This is a genomic window from Mucilaginibacter pedocola (assembly GCF_002013915.1).
Lineage (GTDB): Bacteria > Bacteroidota > Bacteroidia > Sphingobacteriales > Sphingobacteriaceae > Mucilaginibacter > Mucilaginibacter pedocola.
Map to the genome: position 1 here is coordinate 1 of NZ_MBTF01000003.1, position 15,579 is coordinate 15,579.

At 44.3% G+C, this 15,579-nt stretch carries 13 protein-coding genes; 5 read left to right on the forward strand and 8 right to left on the reverse strand.

The features are described from left to right. Positions 1–114 precede the first annotated feature (114 nt). Entirely contained in the window at positions 115–1,149 is a 1,035-nt protein-coding gene (locus BC343_RS05685; RefSeq protein ID WP_078346504.1) for an IS110 family RNA-guided transposase, read from the reverse strand. Between the two features lie 449 nt (positions 1,150–1,598). On the opposite strand from BC343_RS05685, the gene BC343_RS05690 reads away from it, so the two are divergent. The 4 genes from BC343_RS05690 to BC343_RS05705 all read left to right on the forward strand — a co-directional run bounded on the left by BC343_RS05690 (position 1,599) and on the right by BC343_RS05705 (position 5,646). After that, positions 1,599–2,018, forward strand: coding sequence for an OsmC family protein (locus BC343_RS05690; protein ID WP_078346788.1), 420 nt, complete (start codon positions 1,599–1,601; stop codon positions 2,016–2,018). A gap of 87 nt (positions 2,019–2,105) precedes the next feature. Beyond that, positions 2,106–2,687, forward strand: a complete 582-nt coding sequence (locus tag BC343_RS05695; protein ID WP_238381710.1) for a DUF4230 domain-containing protein — start codon at positions 2,106–2,108, stop codon at positions 2,685–2,687. 221 nt (positions 2,688–2,908) lie between these two features. Further along, positions 2,909–4,288, forward strand: a complete 1,380-nt coding sequence (locus BC343_RS05700; RefSeq protein ID WP_078346790.1) for a M16 family metallopeptidase — start codon at positions 2,909–2,911, stop codon at positions 4,286–4,288. A gap of 17 nt (positions 4,289–4,305) precedes the next feature. Beyond that, the gene (locus BC343_RS05705; protein WP_078346791.1) at positions 4,306–5,646 is read left to right on the forward strand and encodes a M16 family metallopeptidase; all 1,341 of its coding nucleotides are present in this window, start codon (positions 4,306–4,308) and stop codon (positions 5,644–5,646) included. A gap of 223 nt (positions 5,647–5,869) precedes the next feature. On the opposite strand, the gene BC343_RS05710 is transcribed toward BC343_RS05705, so the two are convergent. Beyond that, positions 5,870–6,988 (reverse strand): AI-2E family transporter, encoded by a 1,119-nt coding sequence (locus tag BC343_RS05710; RefSeq protein WP_078346792.1) that lies wholly within the window; start codon positions 6,986–6,988, stop codon positions 5,870–5,872. Positions 6,989–7,061: 73 nt separating this feature from the next. Between BC343_RS05710 and BC343_RS05715 the strand changes: the two genes are divergently transcribed. After that, a complete protein-coding gene (locus BC343_RS05715) occupies positions 7,062–7,664 on the forward strand; it encodes a hypothetical protein (protein WP_078346795.1) in 603 nt (200 codons plus the stop codon). 94 nt (positions 7,665–7,758) lie between these two features. Here BC343_RS05715 and BC343_RS05720 read toward each other — a convergent pair whose 3' ends face one another. The 6 genes from BC343_RS05720 to gldG all read right to left on the reverse strand — a co-directional run bounded on the left by BC343_RS05720 (position 7,759) and on the right by gldG (position 15,558). Continuing rightward, complete coding sequence (locus BC343_RS05720) at positions 7,759–9,171, reverse strand: hypothetical protein (RefSeq protein ID WP_078346796.1); 1,413 nt, start codon at positions 9,169–9,171, stop codon at positions 7,759–7,761. Between the two features lie 501 nt (positions 9,172–9,672). After that, positions 9,673–10,332, reverse strand: a complete 660-nt coding sequence (locus BC343_RS05725; RefSeq protein ID WP_078346797.1) for a DedA family protein — start codon at positions 10,330–10,332, stop codon at positions 9,673–9,675. Between the two features lie 56 nt (positions 10,333–10,388). Beyond that, positions 10,389–11,129 carry a DUF4397 domain-containing protein gene (locus tag BC343_RS05730; protein ID WP_078346798.1) on the reverse strand — a complete coding sequence of 247 codons (741 nt, stop codon included), beginning with the start codon at positions 11,127–11,129 and terminating at the stop codon, positions 10,389–10,391. A gap of 15 nt (positions 11,130–11,144) precedes the next feature. Beyond that, positions 11,145–11,819 carry a DUF4397 domain-containing protein gene (locus BC343_RS05735; protein ID WP_078346799.1) on the reverse strand — a complete coding sequence of 225 codons (675 nt, stop codon included), beginning with the start codon at positions 11,817–11,819 and terminating at the stop codon, positions 11,145–11,147. Between the two features lie 173 nt (positions 11,820–11,992). Next, positions 11,993–13,117 carry a DNA polymerase III subunit beta gene (gene dnaN / locus BC343_RS05740; protein WP_078346801.1) on the reverse strand — a complete coding sequence of 375 codons (1,125 nt, stop codon included), beginning with the start codon at positions 13,115–13,117 and terminating at the stop codon, positions 11,993–11,995. Positions 13,118–13,155: 38 nt separating this feature from the next. Then, complete coding sequence (gene gldG, locus BC343_RS05745) at positions 13,156–15,558, reverse strand: gliding motility-associated ABC transporter substrate-binding protein GldG (RefSeq protein ID WP_078346802.1); 2,403 nt, start codon at positions 15,556–15,558, stop codon at positions 13,156–13,158. Between the last annotated feature and the right edge of the window lie 21 nt (positions 15,559–15,579).

Sequence of the window (15,579 nt, forward strand, 5' to 3'; positions counted from 1 at the left end):
AACCGCAAAGATTCTGTGTTGATTACCAAATGATTTTTTACTTTTGTTGTCTAAGGCGGCTTTATGCCAGCCTGTTTAGGGTGGTTGGCTTTAGCTTTAACCACCCTAACTATTTTATGAGGTTGCTTCCTCGCTTTGTACTTGCAGGTAGCGGCTGTCGTACCTCTCGCCTGTTTTCCAAAGGGTGTAAACCAGTTCTAATAACTTCCTCTGCACCGCTACCGCCGCTTTCATTTTAATTCCATGTTTAGATACTAACCTCACAAACACTGCTTTGAAATGCTTGTCGCTACGTATAGCGGCTAATGCAGGCATATACATTGCCTTCCGTAAATAACGGTTCCCTCGTTTGGATATACGAGGCTTACTTTTTACCGAAGTGCCCGAGTCTTTAACTTTTACATCCAACCCGCTATACCCTACCAGTTGCCTTTTATTGCGGATCAGGTTGAAGCCATTCGTTTCTGCAAGGATGGTAACTGCCGTAAGCCACCCTACGCCGGGGATAGATGTAATAGTACGTACTCTTTTAGTCAATTCGGCATCTTGCTTTATCAGGGCATCGATCTCTTCTTTAACTTCTTTTTCCTGGCTGTTGAACAGCCCGATACGATCTTTGAGCCTGGCTACGCTCCTTTCGTTAGGGTATGCTTCTGCCTGCTCGGCGTGCAGCTGGTTCTTAGCCACCGTACGTTCTGCTATCAATTGCCCCCTTTCCCGGGTTAACTGCCTTAATGTTTTGAACCCCTTCTCCGGTTGCTGCCAGTCCTCCAGTTTTGTACCAAGCCCGAAATCGCAAATGCCTCTTGAAGCAGTTTTATCAGTAATGGTTTTGATATCCAGCGACCTTATATGGTTGCTGATCTTATTGGGTAGTACTATGCTAACCTCGTAACCGTTGTCGGACAGGTAGTACGCCAGCTTCTCATGGTAAACGCCGGTGGCTTCCATCACATACCTTACGCTGGTAGTGTTTACGCTATGCTTGCTTACCCAAACCAGCATAGCCTTAAAGCCCGATTCTTTATTGGCGAACGATTTACAAGCGTAAATATCCTTCTCAAGGGAGCTGCCTATCCTGCCTAACGATACTACTAATTCCTTTTGTGCCACATCAATGCCGGCAACTTGCTTTAAAACACTTGTCATCACCTGTTAATATCTATTTTAATAAGTGAATAACCCATCTTCGTTTTGTCTCCTGGTTGGATATCCAAGCTATACCGCTATGCAGTATGCCTTACATTCTGTTCAAACTCCAATGGGCAAAAGAGCATGAGGCCGTATCTTTGCGAGAACATACTTCATGAGTTGTTTGAGCACAAATCGGCTCTCATACTCCTTCACTCAATACAAAATTATTAGCTATATTAATTGGTAACAAACATAGGAGAGCACAAAGCCTTGCAAACTAAATAAGTAAGAAGGGTTAAATTACGGCGCTACTTCAAAATCTTTGCGCCTTAGCGTCTTTGCGTGAAAAAATCTTTGTGTTCTTTGCGCTAATAAAGCTGCAAGTCTCTGCGAACTTTGCGGTAAAAAATATAGAGGTAATAATATATTGCTACATTCGTAAAAACTAAAACACAACTATCATCATGAAACGTACCGCAAATGCACACTGGAACGGTAACCTGCAAGCTGGCGAAGGCACCATTACCACCCAAAGCACTATTCTTAACAAAACACAGTACTCGTTCAAAACCCGTTTTGCCGATGGTATTGGCACCAACCCCGAAGAGCTGATAGCTGCTGCACATGCAGGCTGCTTCACTATGGCGGTTAGCGCGGCTTTGACGCAAGCAGGTATCACCGCAGGCGACCTTACCACCGATGCTATCCTCGACCTGGATATGCAGGCGCTGGAAATTAAAGGCATCCACCTGGAACTGAAAGCATCAGTTATTGATGGTGTAGACGAAGCTAAATTTAAAGAAGTTGCAGAAGGCGCTAAAGCAGGTTGCATTGTATCAAAAGCTTTGAGCGTGCCAATTACTTTGAACGTTACCTACGCGTAAACAAATGCGCATATAACTTACATAAGCAGCGGCGGTGCAAACCATCGCTGCTTTTTTTTGTAGCTTAAATACATCAATTACCCCGTTATGGCTATCCGCTCCCGCTCCGTTATTTCCACCATATTTTTCCTGGTAGTTATTGCTTCTATTGGTTTTATGTTCATGTACCTTAAAAGGCAATTCGCTACCAAAACAGAAGTGAACCAGGATATTATGGTATCTAAAATAACCGCCATGGGTAAGCTGGAACTGGTAAAGTATTCTATGAAAGACGTGGTGGAGAAGAAAGAGGTGCACACCATCCTGCCCGATTCGCGGGTGCTGTTCGTAGCAGTAGGGGAGGTTACCGCCTGTATCGATCTCACTAAAGTGAAGAAAGAAGACATCGTACTCACAAAAGACAGCGTTACCCTCACGCTGCCGCAACCCGAGGTATGTTATGTAAAATTAGATCACCAAAAGTCGCGCGTGTACGATGTATCGGGTGTTTACTTCCCTGATAAGACCAAGGAGATGGTGGAGGACGTTTACAAAATAGCCGAACAGAAGATGCTGACCACCTCCCGCGAGATGAACCTGCTGGGTAAGGCGCGCGAAAATGCTACACTGATATTTATGCCTTTTCTGCAGAACGTAGCGGGCAAAAAAATTGCATTAAAATTTAAATAACTGAGGAAGCGCGCCCTCAAAGTAAATACTCAATAAAGTACCTAAACTGGCTTTGTGTTATTTGCGCTAACAGTCAGGCAAATCTCTGCGCCCTTTGCGGTAAAATTTAACCACAACAAAAAAACATCCCCCCGCAATTTGTTAAATAATAACTAAAAATTCAGTTCGAAAGTTATAAGCGGTATATTTAGGGCAAACAATACTTAAATTACATAGTACTTATGACTCCAAAATTATTTAAACTAATTGCGTTAAGCGCAGTGGGCCTACTATGCTCGGTTTGCGCTATAGCACAGCCTAGGCTGCCGCAAGGCTATTTCTGGAAGAAGCTTCCGAACGGGCTTGAGGTGGTGGTGATAGAGAACGCCAAAGTTCCGCTGGCCACAATCGAAATTGCGGTAAAAAACGGTGCCTACACCGAAGGCCCCGAATATAGCGGACTCTCGCACCTTTTTGAACACATGTTTTTCAAAGCCAATAAAGATTATCCCGATCAGGAGAAATTTTTGAAACGTACGCAGGAACTTGGCGCAATATGGAATGGTACTACCAGCGTAGAACGTGTAAACTACTTCTTTACCTTTGATAAAGACAGCCTGAACGCCGGGCTCAAATTCATGAACGCCGCCATCCGTTTCCCTATTTACCGCACCGAGGATATGGCCAAAGAGCGCCCGGTGGTTGATGGTGAGTTTCAACGTGCCGAAAGCAGCCCTTATTTCCAGCTTTACTATGAAGTAAACAAAGCGCTTTGGGGCGACCTTATCACCCGCAAAATTGCCATTGGCGTGCACGAGATCATCAACACCGCTACGCCTGAGAAAATGATGATCATTAAAGATAAATACTACTTTCCCAACAATAGCTTGCTAACCATTTGCGGCGACGTGAAGCACGAAGACGCATTTAAGAAAGCCGAAGCCATTTTTGGCGATTGGGCAAGCAGTGGCTTCAACCCGCACGAAAAATACCCTATACCGCCCTTTAAACCACTGGAAAAAAGTACTGCCTTCGTAAAAGAAACAACCATTGCCCAAACCCCATACATGGAAATTGCATGGCAGGGGCCGGCGTATTCAACCGATTCAGCAGCTACAGTAGCGGCAGATGTGTTTTCGTACGTTGTGGGCTTAAATTCCAGCAAATTGCAGCAAGCCCTGGTTGATAAAGGCCTGGCATCATCGGCAAGTATCAGCTACACTACTACCCATTACACCGGCGATATAAACTTCTTTATAGTACCCAACCCTAACAAACTGAAAGAATGCTACGCAGAAGCGCTGAACCAGATAAGCCAGTTTGGTAAGCCTGATTACTATACCGACGAGCAACTGGCCGATGCTAAGGGCATTCTGCTGCGCAGCCACGCCCGTAATATGGAAAAACCAAGCAGCCTGCCAAGCCAGCTAAGCTTTTGGTGGTGCAGCACCTCGTTTGATTATGGTACCGATATTACCGATAACTACCAAAAGATAACCCGTGCGGATATTTCTAAATACCTGGATAAATACATCACCGGCAAACCATCGGTAGCGGGTATGGTAATTAACCCCGAAGCTGCTAAAGCAAGCGATGCCAAAACATTTTTTGTTGCCAAATAACCATTAACACAATTAAGATGAAAAAGAGAAACTTATTTGCGCTGCTGGTAATGGCAGCTATATATAACGCAAACCCGGCGAGTGCCCAGGATAAAAAGCCTTACGAAACTACCGTGAGCGGTGTGAAAGTAATTGTACAGCCAAGCGGTAACGATATTGTAGAAATACAAACCGTAATAAAAGGTGGTGTAGAAAATTACCCTGCCGAGAAGGCCGGCATAGAAACTATGGCCATTAGTGCCCTAACGGAATGTGGCACCCTAAAACACAGTAAAAACGATTTCAAGAACGCGCTGGACAAAGTAAGCGCCGAACTTTGGGGCTATGATACCAAGGAATATGCTTTGATACGCATGAACTGCATCAAGAGCGACTTTGAGACCGTATGGCCGCTTTATGCCGAAGCCATTACCCAGCCTGCATTTGATGCCAAAGAGTTTGAGCGTATAAAACAGGACGCGATAAACAACCTAAAATCGAACGATGCACAGCCCGATGCAGCTATTGATAAATATGCCGATAAAATTGCCTTCGCAGGCCGCGATTATGCAAAGGATCCCGATGGTAAAGTTGACATCATTTCTAAACTTACTGCTGCCGAAACAAAAGCTTTCTACAATAAAATATTAACCAAATCGAGATTGGTAATTGTGGTAGTTGCCGATTTGCCTAAAGCCGATATAGAAGCCAAAGTAGCTGCAATGCTTGCCGGTGTTAAAGCAGGCGCACCGTTCGAAGCTAAAAAATCGTTCTTCCGTGTTTATAAAAATACTTTCTCGGCAGAGAAACGCGATTTGGCAACCAACTATGTAGAAGGTATAACCAGTGGCCCGGCTCCCGGTACGCCCGATTATAATGCCTTCAACGTTGCTATGCGCATATTTGCCAACAGGCACTTTTTAGATGTACGCACCAATAACGGTTTGTCGTACGCTCCTCAGGCCTGGTTCAATACCGGTAATACGGCTACAGCAAGGTTCTCGGTATCAACCACGCAACCTGATAAATACATAGCTGTGTTTGATAAACTGGTAGACAAAGTAAAAACCGACGGCTTCACCAAAGAGGAAGTTGCGAACAAGAAAGTGGAATACCTAACCGGCTTCTATTACAAAAACGAAACCAACCAGGCGCAGGCTGCAGCCTTGGTAAGCAACGAGGTATTGCACAACAATTGGATGCGCTCTGTCACCATGGTTGACGATATTAAAAAGCTGACTACCGACGAAGTGAGCAACGCCTTCCGCAAATACATTGGCAACATTGTATGGGTATACCAGGGCGATCCAACCAAAGTGAGCCCGTTGTTGTTCACCAATGGTACGCTAAACAAAGGCGCCGCACCGGTGAGCCATTAAATAGTCGATAGTTCATAGTCCATAGTAAAAGTAAAAGGCTCACAGTTGATATTGTGAGCCTTTTGCTTTTATATACTTCGTAATGTTTTGTCATTCTGAGCGATAGCGAAGAATCTATTAGCCACAAAGCTTTCGTCGCTATGTTTGGTCGCTAATAGATTCTTCGTCCCTCAGCATGACAAAGATTGCCATGATCTATCAATCATCAACTATGAACCAACCCCTACTGCTCCGTACTCGGCAGCACGGCTTTTCGTTTACCCCGGTTGCGCATCATATCGCCCAGGTGGCGGGTGGGGATGTTATCGCCAAGCAGTTTACCCCATGGTTTAAGGTCATCTATACGGTCGAAAACTATTTTTATGACGGCCACAAAAGGTATCGACAAAAACATGCCCGACAGTCCCCATAACTGATTGCCCAGCAGTACTACTACTATCGACATCAGCGCGTTTATCTGCACTTTTGATGATACAATACGTGGTACCAGTATATTGTTATCAATAAACTGGATAACAATGTAGGCTATAATAACGCCCAATTGCGTAGAGTAACCATCTTTAGTAACGGTAGCCATTAGTACCGGCAGGGCAATGGCTATAATACCACCAAGATAGGGGATAAGGTTTAGTATGGCACCTATGCAGCCTATCAGCAGTCCGTATTTTACGCCTAATAACAGCAGGGCGGCTGAGTTCATGGCGGCTACTATTACCATCTCTATCAGCAAACCCACAATATAGCTTTGTATGGCGCCTTTGGTTTCCATCAGCACCTCGCTTACTTTTTTTGAATTTTCTTCGGCAAATACCTCGTACAAAAAGTTAAGGATAAGCGGCTTGTACAACATCATGAAGAAAACATACACCGGCAATAAAAATATGATGCTGAGCGTGCCTAATACGCCCCCCAGCGTTTTACCCACCATGGATTGGCTATTGTGCAAGGCTTCCTGCACCATTTCGTTTTGCCTGGCTACGGTAATGCCGAACGAGGACTGTATCCAGTCTTTCAGGCTGATGGTTATTTCGCCGAATTTCTTTTGCAGCATAGGCAACGAATCGCCGAACTGAATGATCTGGGTAGACAGGAAGTAAAATACGCCTGCAACGGCTAATATGGCTATCAGCATGGCCAGTATGATTGCTACCACCTTCGGTATCTTCAAAAATTGCAGCTTTGTAGCAAGCGGGTTTAGCAATATGGCCAAAAATGCCGCGAAGCCAAGCGGTATTAAAATATCGGCCAATACCGATAAGGCATAAACCAGCAACACTAAACCGAACAATACGGCAGTAGCCTGGATGTAAAAGGGTTGGTCTTTAATTTTTACAGCAGCCATGTAGTTGTGTTTTCATATTAAACAGCAAAGGAGTATTTGGCGCAATTGTTTTAAATTTAAGCAAAACAATTATATGAGAACACCTATCCTTACCGCCTGCTTGTTATCCTTATTGTTCAATACCGTATATGGGCAAAAAAAGAAGAAAATGGAACTGCTTTTTAATGCCCCCGGCGGGCATACCATAAGGTTAGATACCAACCATATTTATTACGACAATAAAATTATTTTCAACCATCAATATCCCGATGAGGTCGCCATGAAGTTTAAAGAACACCGTTTTATTAAAAGCGGCCAGGCAGTGTTTTTATTTATTTGTGACAATGGCGCACCCAACGATGATGAGTTTGAAGTTTACCAGGTATTTCCGGGTAGTGCAAAATTTATAACAAAAAGTATAGCATCGCCTATAAAAGATTATGATAGCGATAGCATGCTCGAATTTGGCGGAAGTAATCTGACTGAAGTTCATCCCTCACGCGATTCTATGTATTACATCCCCTCTAAATACTTTGAGATAAATAATGAGAAAATTTTGTTTGACAAGCGCCTTACCGTACAAACGGATAAGGAAGTAAACGGGATATATCTGGCTCAACCTTTGGATAAAAAGGGGATTTGTTGTAAGGTTATACCTATAACAAAGGCTGAACGTAAAGCCGAACGGAAAAACTAATCTTTTAAAGCTCTTGTGTGATGGCGAAGATGGGTATCAATAAAAACAGCCTGTATCATCTTACAGGCTGTTTTTATTGATGTTAGGGTAACGGTTAATAGTTGTTTAGCTGCAGCGTTACATCCGCCCTATTAGGCGCAAAGGACTTAGTCGATAGGTAGGGCACCATAAAATTGCTGCCAAACCATAGTACCGATCCGCCATCTGCGTAATCACTATTGCCAATGTGTTTTTTAGACAGGTATTCCATTTTATCCCATTGCCCGGTACTGATATCCAATATTGATAAAATGCCACTGATGCTATACATACCGGTTTTGGCATTTGATAATATGTACAGTTTATTATTGTTGAACCGAAAGCTGGTTTTTAAATACCTGGTGGGGTAAATATAGTCCGAAGGGAGTACGTTCTGAAACTTCAGCACCAGGTTTTGATCGTAAGCATTTATCAGCATCGAGTTCTGTATCATATAAACGCCGTAGTTGTTTATGGAACTTGCACGTTTACTACGCGATGCTATAGCTGCCACAACCTTACCATCCAGCTCATCGAGGTATAAAAGCGTCATACCTTTTCCGTAGCCCATATCTACATCGTCTATCTTTTTATTTACGGGGGTAAAGTTTTTCTTGATGGCTTTCAGGCTTGCTTTATCAAGCGCTTGTGTGGCATACAATTTTTTATTGGTACTGAAATCGAACTTGCCTATACCCAGTTCGCCGTCGTTATCCTGGTTAACATACATCATGCCGTAGTATAGTACGTTGCTGTTTTCCGACGGTTTCAGCATAAAATGCTCGCTTGGTACAACGCTTTTATCCTCTTTAAAAACAACATCGGCAGATAACATGTTAGATGGCTTGGTTTTGCCGGCATCGTACTTGTAAACTTCAATAGTAGGGCCGTTTAGCCAGCCAATAAACATATCAGCGTGTTTGTTCCAACCTAACGAAATAAATGTACCGTTAGAAATTACCGGTTTAAAGGCACTTACCGAATCCAGTTTATCGTTATATTCTATCACCTGCAAGTTGCGGGTTTCATTATACTCGCGGGCATAGCTATTTGCGGTAAATAAACTGTAAAAAGGTATGCCTACATGTATTTTACGCGCAAAACCGCTTTGGCGTACAGCCAACTTAAAAAAAGCGCCGTCGCCGGTATACATCTGCGGAAATTCAACCAAATCGTTGCTTGATTTGTATACCACTTTTTCGGCCAGTACCTTGCCATTTGCCGGGTCAATTACATAAGCCAGAAAGGTGTTGGTGGTGCCTTTCATGTTGCTATGGTCGTTTGCAGCCAGCGCAATTACTTTATTCTGAAATTTATCGGTTTTTATACCGTAACCAGCCAGTGATGTCTTCCAAACTACCTCAAATTTGTCGTTTACGGCAACCAGGTCAAACTTGTCGTCGTCGGTTGATATTTGCATCACGTTTAAATGATCGTTAAACGCAAAGGAGTTGCTGCCTTTAATACTTTCGGCAAAATCTTCAATCACAGGCGCATCATTCTGGGCCAGTAAGGTAAGGGTGTTAAAAAGGGTAAAAAAACTAAACAGTACAATTTTTTTAATGTGATAAGTCCGGATTTTATTTCCGTATTAAATTACATAAAAAAATATAGGGGGAGCGTTTTTAATGCAAGTTAAAAGCCTTGTGTGCTATGGTTTTACGAGGGGCGGAGCCCAAGTGATAGTAAAATATCGTAATTGCCGATTGAATTTATACTCTTAATAACATCAAAAATGGCAGCGGCTAATTATTGATTTAATAGATAGTACGCCATTTTAGGCGGCACCTATGGAGCCTGCCCTTGTTTTTAATTGTTGCTATAAATACGTTACCCCGCTGGGGGCTATATTTTGATGCTGAAAATCAGCACTCCGATAGGAGTATCGTGTTTGTAGGCTGGCCGGTCATTAGATTGGGCTCCGTAGGTGCCCCGTGTTAATGAATATGTTAAAAGCGACTTCGGTAATGCCGGGCACCATCATTATTACTTATTGAATCGGCTCTTCCTTCTTCGCCATAGCGCCTTTTATCATGGCAAAAATGGGAGGGAGGATGGATATAAGCACTATTCCGATAGCTACAAGCGAGAAATTCTTTTTAAAGAAAGGTACATTGCCGAACAGGTAGCCGCCATAAAGGAATATCACTATCCACGATAGTCCGCCTACAATGTTATACAGGCTGTAACGCGCCATAGGCATACGGCCAACGCCTGCCACAAACGGCGCAATAGTACGTATAATGGGCATAAACCGGCTGAAGATTACTGCCTTGCCGCCATGCTTATCGAAAAAAGCCTGGGTTTTTAGGTAGTAGCTTAGTTTAAGTATCTTATTTTCTTCTTTAAATACTTTGGGGCCGAGGTAGTTGCCCAGCAAATAGTTTACAGTGTTACCGGCAAATGCCGCTACGATAAGGAAAACCGCCAGCAAATGCACATCTAAACCCGAAGCACCGCCTGCAATTAGCGCACCTGCTGCAAACAACAACGAATCGCCGGGTAGGAACGGGGTTACCACAAATCCGGTTTCAGCGAAAATAATGATGAAGAGGATTAGGTAAGTCCAGCTTTGGTATTGGCTGGTAATTTCGGCAAGGTGTTTATCAATATGCAGTATAAAATCTACCAGGCTGTGTATTATTTCCAAAATATTTCAATTTTATCTGCAAAAATAGCAACATAAAGCTAAAAAATGCCTTAATGTTACTTTTTATCGGGTATGGTGTTTAAAATAATACCCGCAGCAAACTTCGCGGTATCTGTGCGGTTGGGTAGCCCGTAAGCATAAATGGTATAAAGTTTACCATCGAGCACGGTAGTGTTTGGTAGGGTGTAGATAGTGGTTGCCGCCGCCCCGCTAACACTGAACCTGAAATTGTAGGTGCCCGACGTAACTTCTTTATAGTCGCTTACGCCCTTGTATGCAACGTTTGAAAACAGCGACGAATCATTAGCGGTGATATTGATGCCTGTGCTGCCCGGCGATGCATTTACCAAACGCACTTTGGCGCGGTTAATACCCGGCGTAGCGCCCGAATCTACCGTGAAAATATAACTGAACGCACTATCTGATTTTAGCCCGGTAAGAAACCACGTATAGCGCACATTTTTTTTGAGCGAACCGGCAAGCGTTACCAGGTTGGTTTGGTTGCTACCACTGGTTATGGCCTGGCGCACCTGCAAAGGCGTATCGTTAATATTCATTAAAAAATAGCCAGATGCGTTAGGGTAACGGTAACTGGTGGTACTTTGCCGTATAAATGATGCGTACAGGTTTACCGGGTTAATGTTGGGGCTTAGGTTTACCAGGTTAAGGTAACCATTGTCAGACCCTATGGAGGTGGTAGCATCTTTACCGCATGAAATTAGTTGCGGTACAATAAGTACCCCTGCAATAAACATGCACAGGTAACGCAATAGTCCGCTTTTATTATTTGCTGTCATTTACTATGTATCAAACTATCTGTTTACTACCAGGCCGGTGCCAAATTTTTGTCCGCCCGTGCCTGTAATGCGTCCCTTTGCAAACAAGGTATATTGCCGCCCGGCTATAAACGTGCGCGAGGTATCAGACAGGGCAACTGTGCTGCCTGTGTTGTATATCTGTACGTGCTTTATGCCCGCGCTTATGGGGATAAACACCGTTGTGGTTTTATATGCCCGTGTACTAAACCTTAAGGTATCGTTTATTACCACATTAAGGTTGCCCGAGCCGGGCGAAGCATTTACAAAACGTATTTTTGGACGGCTGGCGGTATCAGCAATCAGCGTATCGCGGGTGGTAAAAGTATCATCGGCATTTTCGCCGGCTATGTATACTGAATATACTTTGTTAGTATCCAGCGCCAGTTGCAGGTTAAATAATACATCAGACGAACGCGGGCGCTTAAATTGGTAATTTTGGTCTTCAAAAGGTACAGGCAGGTAACCCGTATAACCGAATGGGTATAATGAAGACGTGGTGTTTACCCTGCTGCCGTTGAGGTAAAAATTAAGGGTATCGGTTGTAGTGTTTACTACGTTTAGCGAAGTAGTAAGAGTAGACGAAGTGGGCACACTATCATCGCCTTTTTTGCAGGAGTATATGCCTGCCATAGCCAAACAAACCAATAAAACAAGTACTCTTACATTCATATCAAAAGCAGATGCAATAATAACTGTATAAATGCGGGTTTTGGTATTCTTTACATAAAAAAGTCCCGCCGTTTGGCAGGACTTTTTTATGTAAAGGTGAGTGGTGAATAGTGAGCTGTGAGTGGTTGTGTTGTGTTCTAACTATTCTCCACTCACAATTTACCATTCACCAACTATGCATAACTGTTAAGCATTACCGGCATTACCAGCATCAGTACGTCTTCGTTTTCGTCGCCGCCTTGTGGCAGTAATAAACCGGCACGGTTAGGGGTCGACATTTCGAGCGATACTTCTTCGCAGCTCAGGTTCTTCAGCATCTCTATCAGGAAACGGGCGTTGAAACCAATTTCCAGGTCGGTGCCTTCGTACTGGCAAGTAAGGCGCTCGTGTGCTTCGTTAGCAAAGTCAATATCTTCTGATGATATATTCAGCTCGCTGCCGCTTATTTTAAGCCTTACCTGGTGGGTAGTTTTGTTGGCATAAATGGCTACACGGCTAAGGGTACCCAATAACGAAAGGCGGTCTATAGCCAGTTTGTTAGGGTTCTCTTTTGGTATAACGGCTTCGTAATCAGGGTAACGCTCATCTATCAGGCGGCACACTAAATTAATGTTACCAAATTTAAAGAAGGCGCTGGTGCTGTTGTATTCAACGGATACATTTACATCGCTATCAGGCAGGGCAGATTTTAGTAGCGTTAAAGCTTTTTTAGGCAGAATGAAAGCGGTTGTGCTATCGGCCTTGGCATCTTTGCGGCGGTAGCGTACCAGCTTGTGGGCATCGGTAGCTACAAAGGTAAGGTGCTGGCTGCTAAGCTGGCAGTAAACGCCTGTCATGGCGGGCCTTAACTCGTCGTTACTAACGGCAAATATGGTTTTGTTAATGGCTTCGCCTAATACCGATGCGGGCAGGTTTACCGATGAGGCATTTTCTACCACAGGTATTTTAGGGAAATCTTCGCCGTTCTCGCCGCTCAGTTTGTATTTACCGTCGCCGGCGCTTATTTCAATGGCAAAAGTTTTTTCGTCTACCGAAAAAGAAACCGGCTGCTCAGGCAACGATTTCAGGGTATCTAACAATATCCTTGAGGGTATAGCAATGCGGCCATTCTCTTTTGCCTCAACAGGCAGCGAGGTGGTCATGCTGGTTTGCAGGTCGGTAGCAGAAATGGTTAAGTTCCCGTCTTTTATCTCGAACAAAAAGTTCTCCAGTATAGGTAATACGGTGCTGTTGCTCAGCGCGCCGCTTACACTTTGCAATTGTTTCAGAAGCGTTGTTGTAGAAACGATGAATCTCATAACGGGTTGATCAATTTAGTAACTCAAAAGTATAAAATTTAACGGGCATACTTCCGTTTACGGCTATAATGTTGAAAAATAGCGAATATCAACACTATGCCAATGGGCACAATGTTGTTTATTAACTGCCAGTTCAATTTCTCGCTGCGGATGCGGGCTCTGTCCAGCAGGCGTATTTGTATCTCTTTGTTGCGCAGTGCTATCAGTCCCGAGTCATCCGCCATATAGTCTGCAATGTTCAGCAACAGGCTTAGGTTGCCGTAGGTTTGTTTGCTAAAGCGGTCATACCCCAGCGGGTAGGGCGAGCCATCGGCACCAACCTGGTTGCGCAATATGTCGCCATCGCTTAGTACAACCATCTTAGTAGGTTTGCTTTCGCCTACGACCGGGATGTTTTCGCCAAGGCTATCGGGCACGGGGCGGTTAAGGAAATCGGACTTGAACTTGCCTTCTAACAACACACCGGTAATTTTTTGCGGGCTTTGGAACTCTTTTGGGTTTGGCTCTTCCTGCAAACTCATCAGCGAGATAATGTGCGGCGTTTTTATCTCCTTGTTATAGGGCGATGTGCTCAGCAGCACCGTTTTGTTTACATTCTTGATATCCAATACATCAATAGTACTGGCAAACTGGCTGGTAATGCCATCAAGGTTTTTCACAATAGGGTGCTTAGCCAGTGGGATATACACAGGGTAAAACAACCAGTTCAATAGTTGTATTTGCGGCTGGCCGCCTGCATCTCCCACGGTAACGGGTATTTGCGAGGAATTGATATCGGCTATCAGGTTGTAGTTAATGCGTATACCATAACGGAAAAGCTGGTCGTCAAGATTCAACTCTTTGTTAAAGGCCAGTGCTTGGTTACCCTTGCCGCGCAGGCTATCCAACTCGGCGCTTACCTGGTCAATGGCCCAAAGTATGCGGCCGCCGCGCATCAGGTATTGGTCTATTTTAAATTTTTCTTGCTCGGTAAAGGCCTTGTCGGGTTTAGCTATTACCAACAGGCGTATCTTCATCAAGTTATCAAACGGTATGGTAGCCAAATTAACACGGCCAACCTGGTACCCGTCGGCCAGGTTGCGCATGGCATCGTTCAGTTGCAGGTCGGTAAGTTCGTTATGCCCCTCGGTAAAACCTATGCGCTGTTTGCCGCCGCTGGTTACTTTTTTAATGGCCGATGTAAAGGCGTATTCGAGGTTTTGGATAGAGCTGTTCAGCTTTTCTTCGGGGGAGGTGTTGAGGTTGCTTTGGCTTTCGAGTAATTTTACGGGGATGGCTTTACCATCGTAAATTACCTGCGCAAAGGGTATCATTACCTTTGATTGTACGCCATCGTCGGTTTTTACGCTGAGGGTTTGGGCAAATACGCCCTGCGCCTCCAGGCTATCAACCATTTTCTGTTGCTGATCGGGCGATAGTCCCTTTAGTGCATCAACAAACACAAAACTGAGTTTGCCGTGGCTGTAGGCCTGCAGGTCGGCCAGCATATCTTTAGTAGCAGTTTGCAGGCGCTTCATGCCACCGGGGAAACCATCGCCCTGTAAATAAACGTTAACGTACACGGGTGCCGGCAGGCTATCTAATACATTGCGGCTAACGGCAGATATGGTAAAGCGTTTCTCTTTAGTAAAATCGAACCGGGTGAAAAGCTTTTGGCTGCCCAACGTTAAGGCGACCAGTATGCCAACGGTACTCAGGAATACGGTGTTAATAAACTTTTTTTGCTGCTGGCGGTGCAGTACAAAAAGCGTTATTAACAGAAACAATGCATCTACCAGCACAAAGTACATCAGGTCGCGGGTGTCTAATACGCCGCGGCTAACCGAGTTGTAGTGCTCGGTAATACCCAACGATTGTATACCCAAGCTTTGTAACGAGAGCAATCCGCTCAACGAATCGAACCCGCTGTAGAAAAAGAAGCAAAGGAACACTGCTATTGTAAAGGCGATAACCTGGTTTTTGCTTACCGAAGATGCAAACAAACCAATAGCCGTAAACGCCGAGCCGAGTAGAAACAAACCGATATACGAGCCGATAACCGCACCGGTATCTATATTCCCCTGTGGTGCGCCAAGGTTATAAACACTGTAATAATATACCAGTGTAGGCAACAGCGCGAATAATACGATAAATATGCCGGCAAAATATTTGCCTAATACTATTTGCAGATGTGTAAGGGGGCGGGTGAGCAAAAGCTCAAAGGTGCCTTCGCGGCGTTCTTCGGCCAGCGAACGCATGGTGATGGCCGGCACCAAAAACATAAACAGGTAGGGAGCGGTGCTAAAAAGGCTATCGAGCCCGGCGTAGCCATAAGCCAGTATACTGGTATCCGGAAATACCCATAAAAACAGGCCTAATACCAGTAAAAAAACACCAATGGTGACGTAAGCCACCAATGAACTAAAGTATGTGGTTATTTCTTTTTTAAGGATAGGGAACACTGCGCCGGGTTTAATTATTAA

What these genes read in the sequence shown, in the direction of transcription:
- BC343_RS05710 (WP_078346792.1), bottom strand. Translation starts at nt 6,988, where the DNA reads ATGGCTGCTGTAAAAATTAAAGACCAACCCTTTTACATCCAGGCTACT.
- dnaN (WP_078346801.1), bottom strand. Translation starts at nt 13,117, where the DNA reads ATGAGATTCATCGTTTCTACAACAACGCTTCTGAAACAATTGCAAAGT.
- BC343_RS05735 (WP_078346799.1), bottom strand. Translation starts at nt 11,819, where the DNA reads ATGAATGTAAGAGTACTTGTTTTATTGGTTTGTTTGGCTATGGCAGGC.
- BC343_RS05715 (WP_078346795.1), top strand. Translation starts at nt 7,062, where the DNA reads ATGAGAACACCTATCCTTACCGCCTGCTTGTTATCCTTATTGTTCAAT.
- BC343_RS05700 (WP_078346790.1), top strand. Translation starts at nt 2,909, where the DNA reads ATGACTCCAAAATTATTTAAACTAATTGCGTTAAGCGCAGTGGGCCTA.
- BC343_RS05695 (WP_238381710.1), top strand. Translation starts at nt 2,106, where the DNA reads ATGGCTATCCGCTCCCGCTCCGTTATTTCCACCATATTTTTCCTGGTA.
- BC343_RS05705 (WP_078346791.1), top strand. Translation starts at nt 4,306, where the DNA reads ATGAAAAAGAGAAACTTATTTGCGCTGCTGGTAATGGCAGCTATATAT.
- BC343_RS05685 (WP_078346504.1), bottom strand. Translation starts at nt 1,149, where the DNA reads ATGACAAGTGTTTTAAAGCAAGTTGCCGGCATTGATGTGGCACAAAAG.
- BC343_RS05730 (WP_078346798.1), bottom strand. Translation starts at nt 11,129, where the DNA reads ATGACAGCAAATAATAAAAGCGGACTATTGCGTTACCTGTGCATGTTT.
- BC343_RS05690 (WP_078346788.1), top strand. Translation starts at nt 1,599, where the DNA reads ATGAAACGTACCGCAAATGCACACTGGAACGGTAACCTGCAAGCTGGC.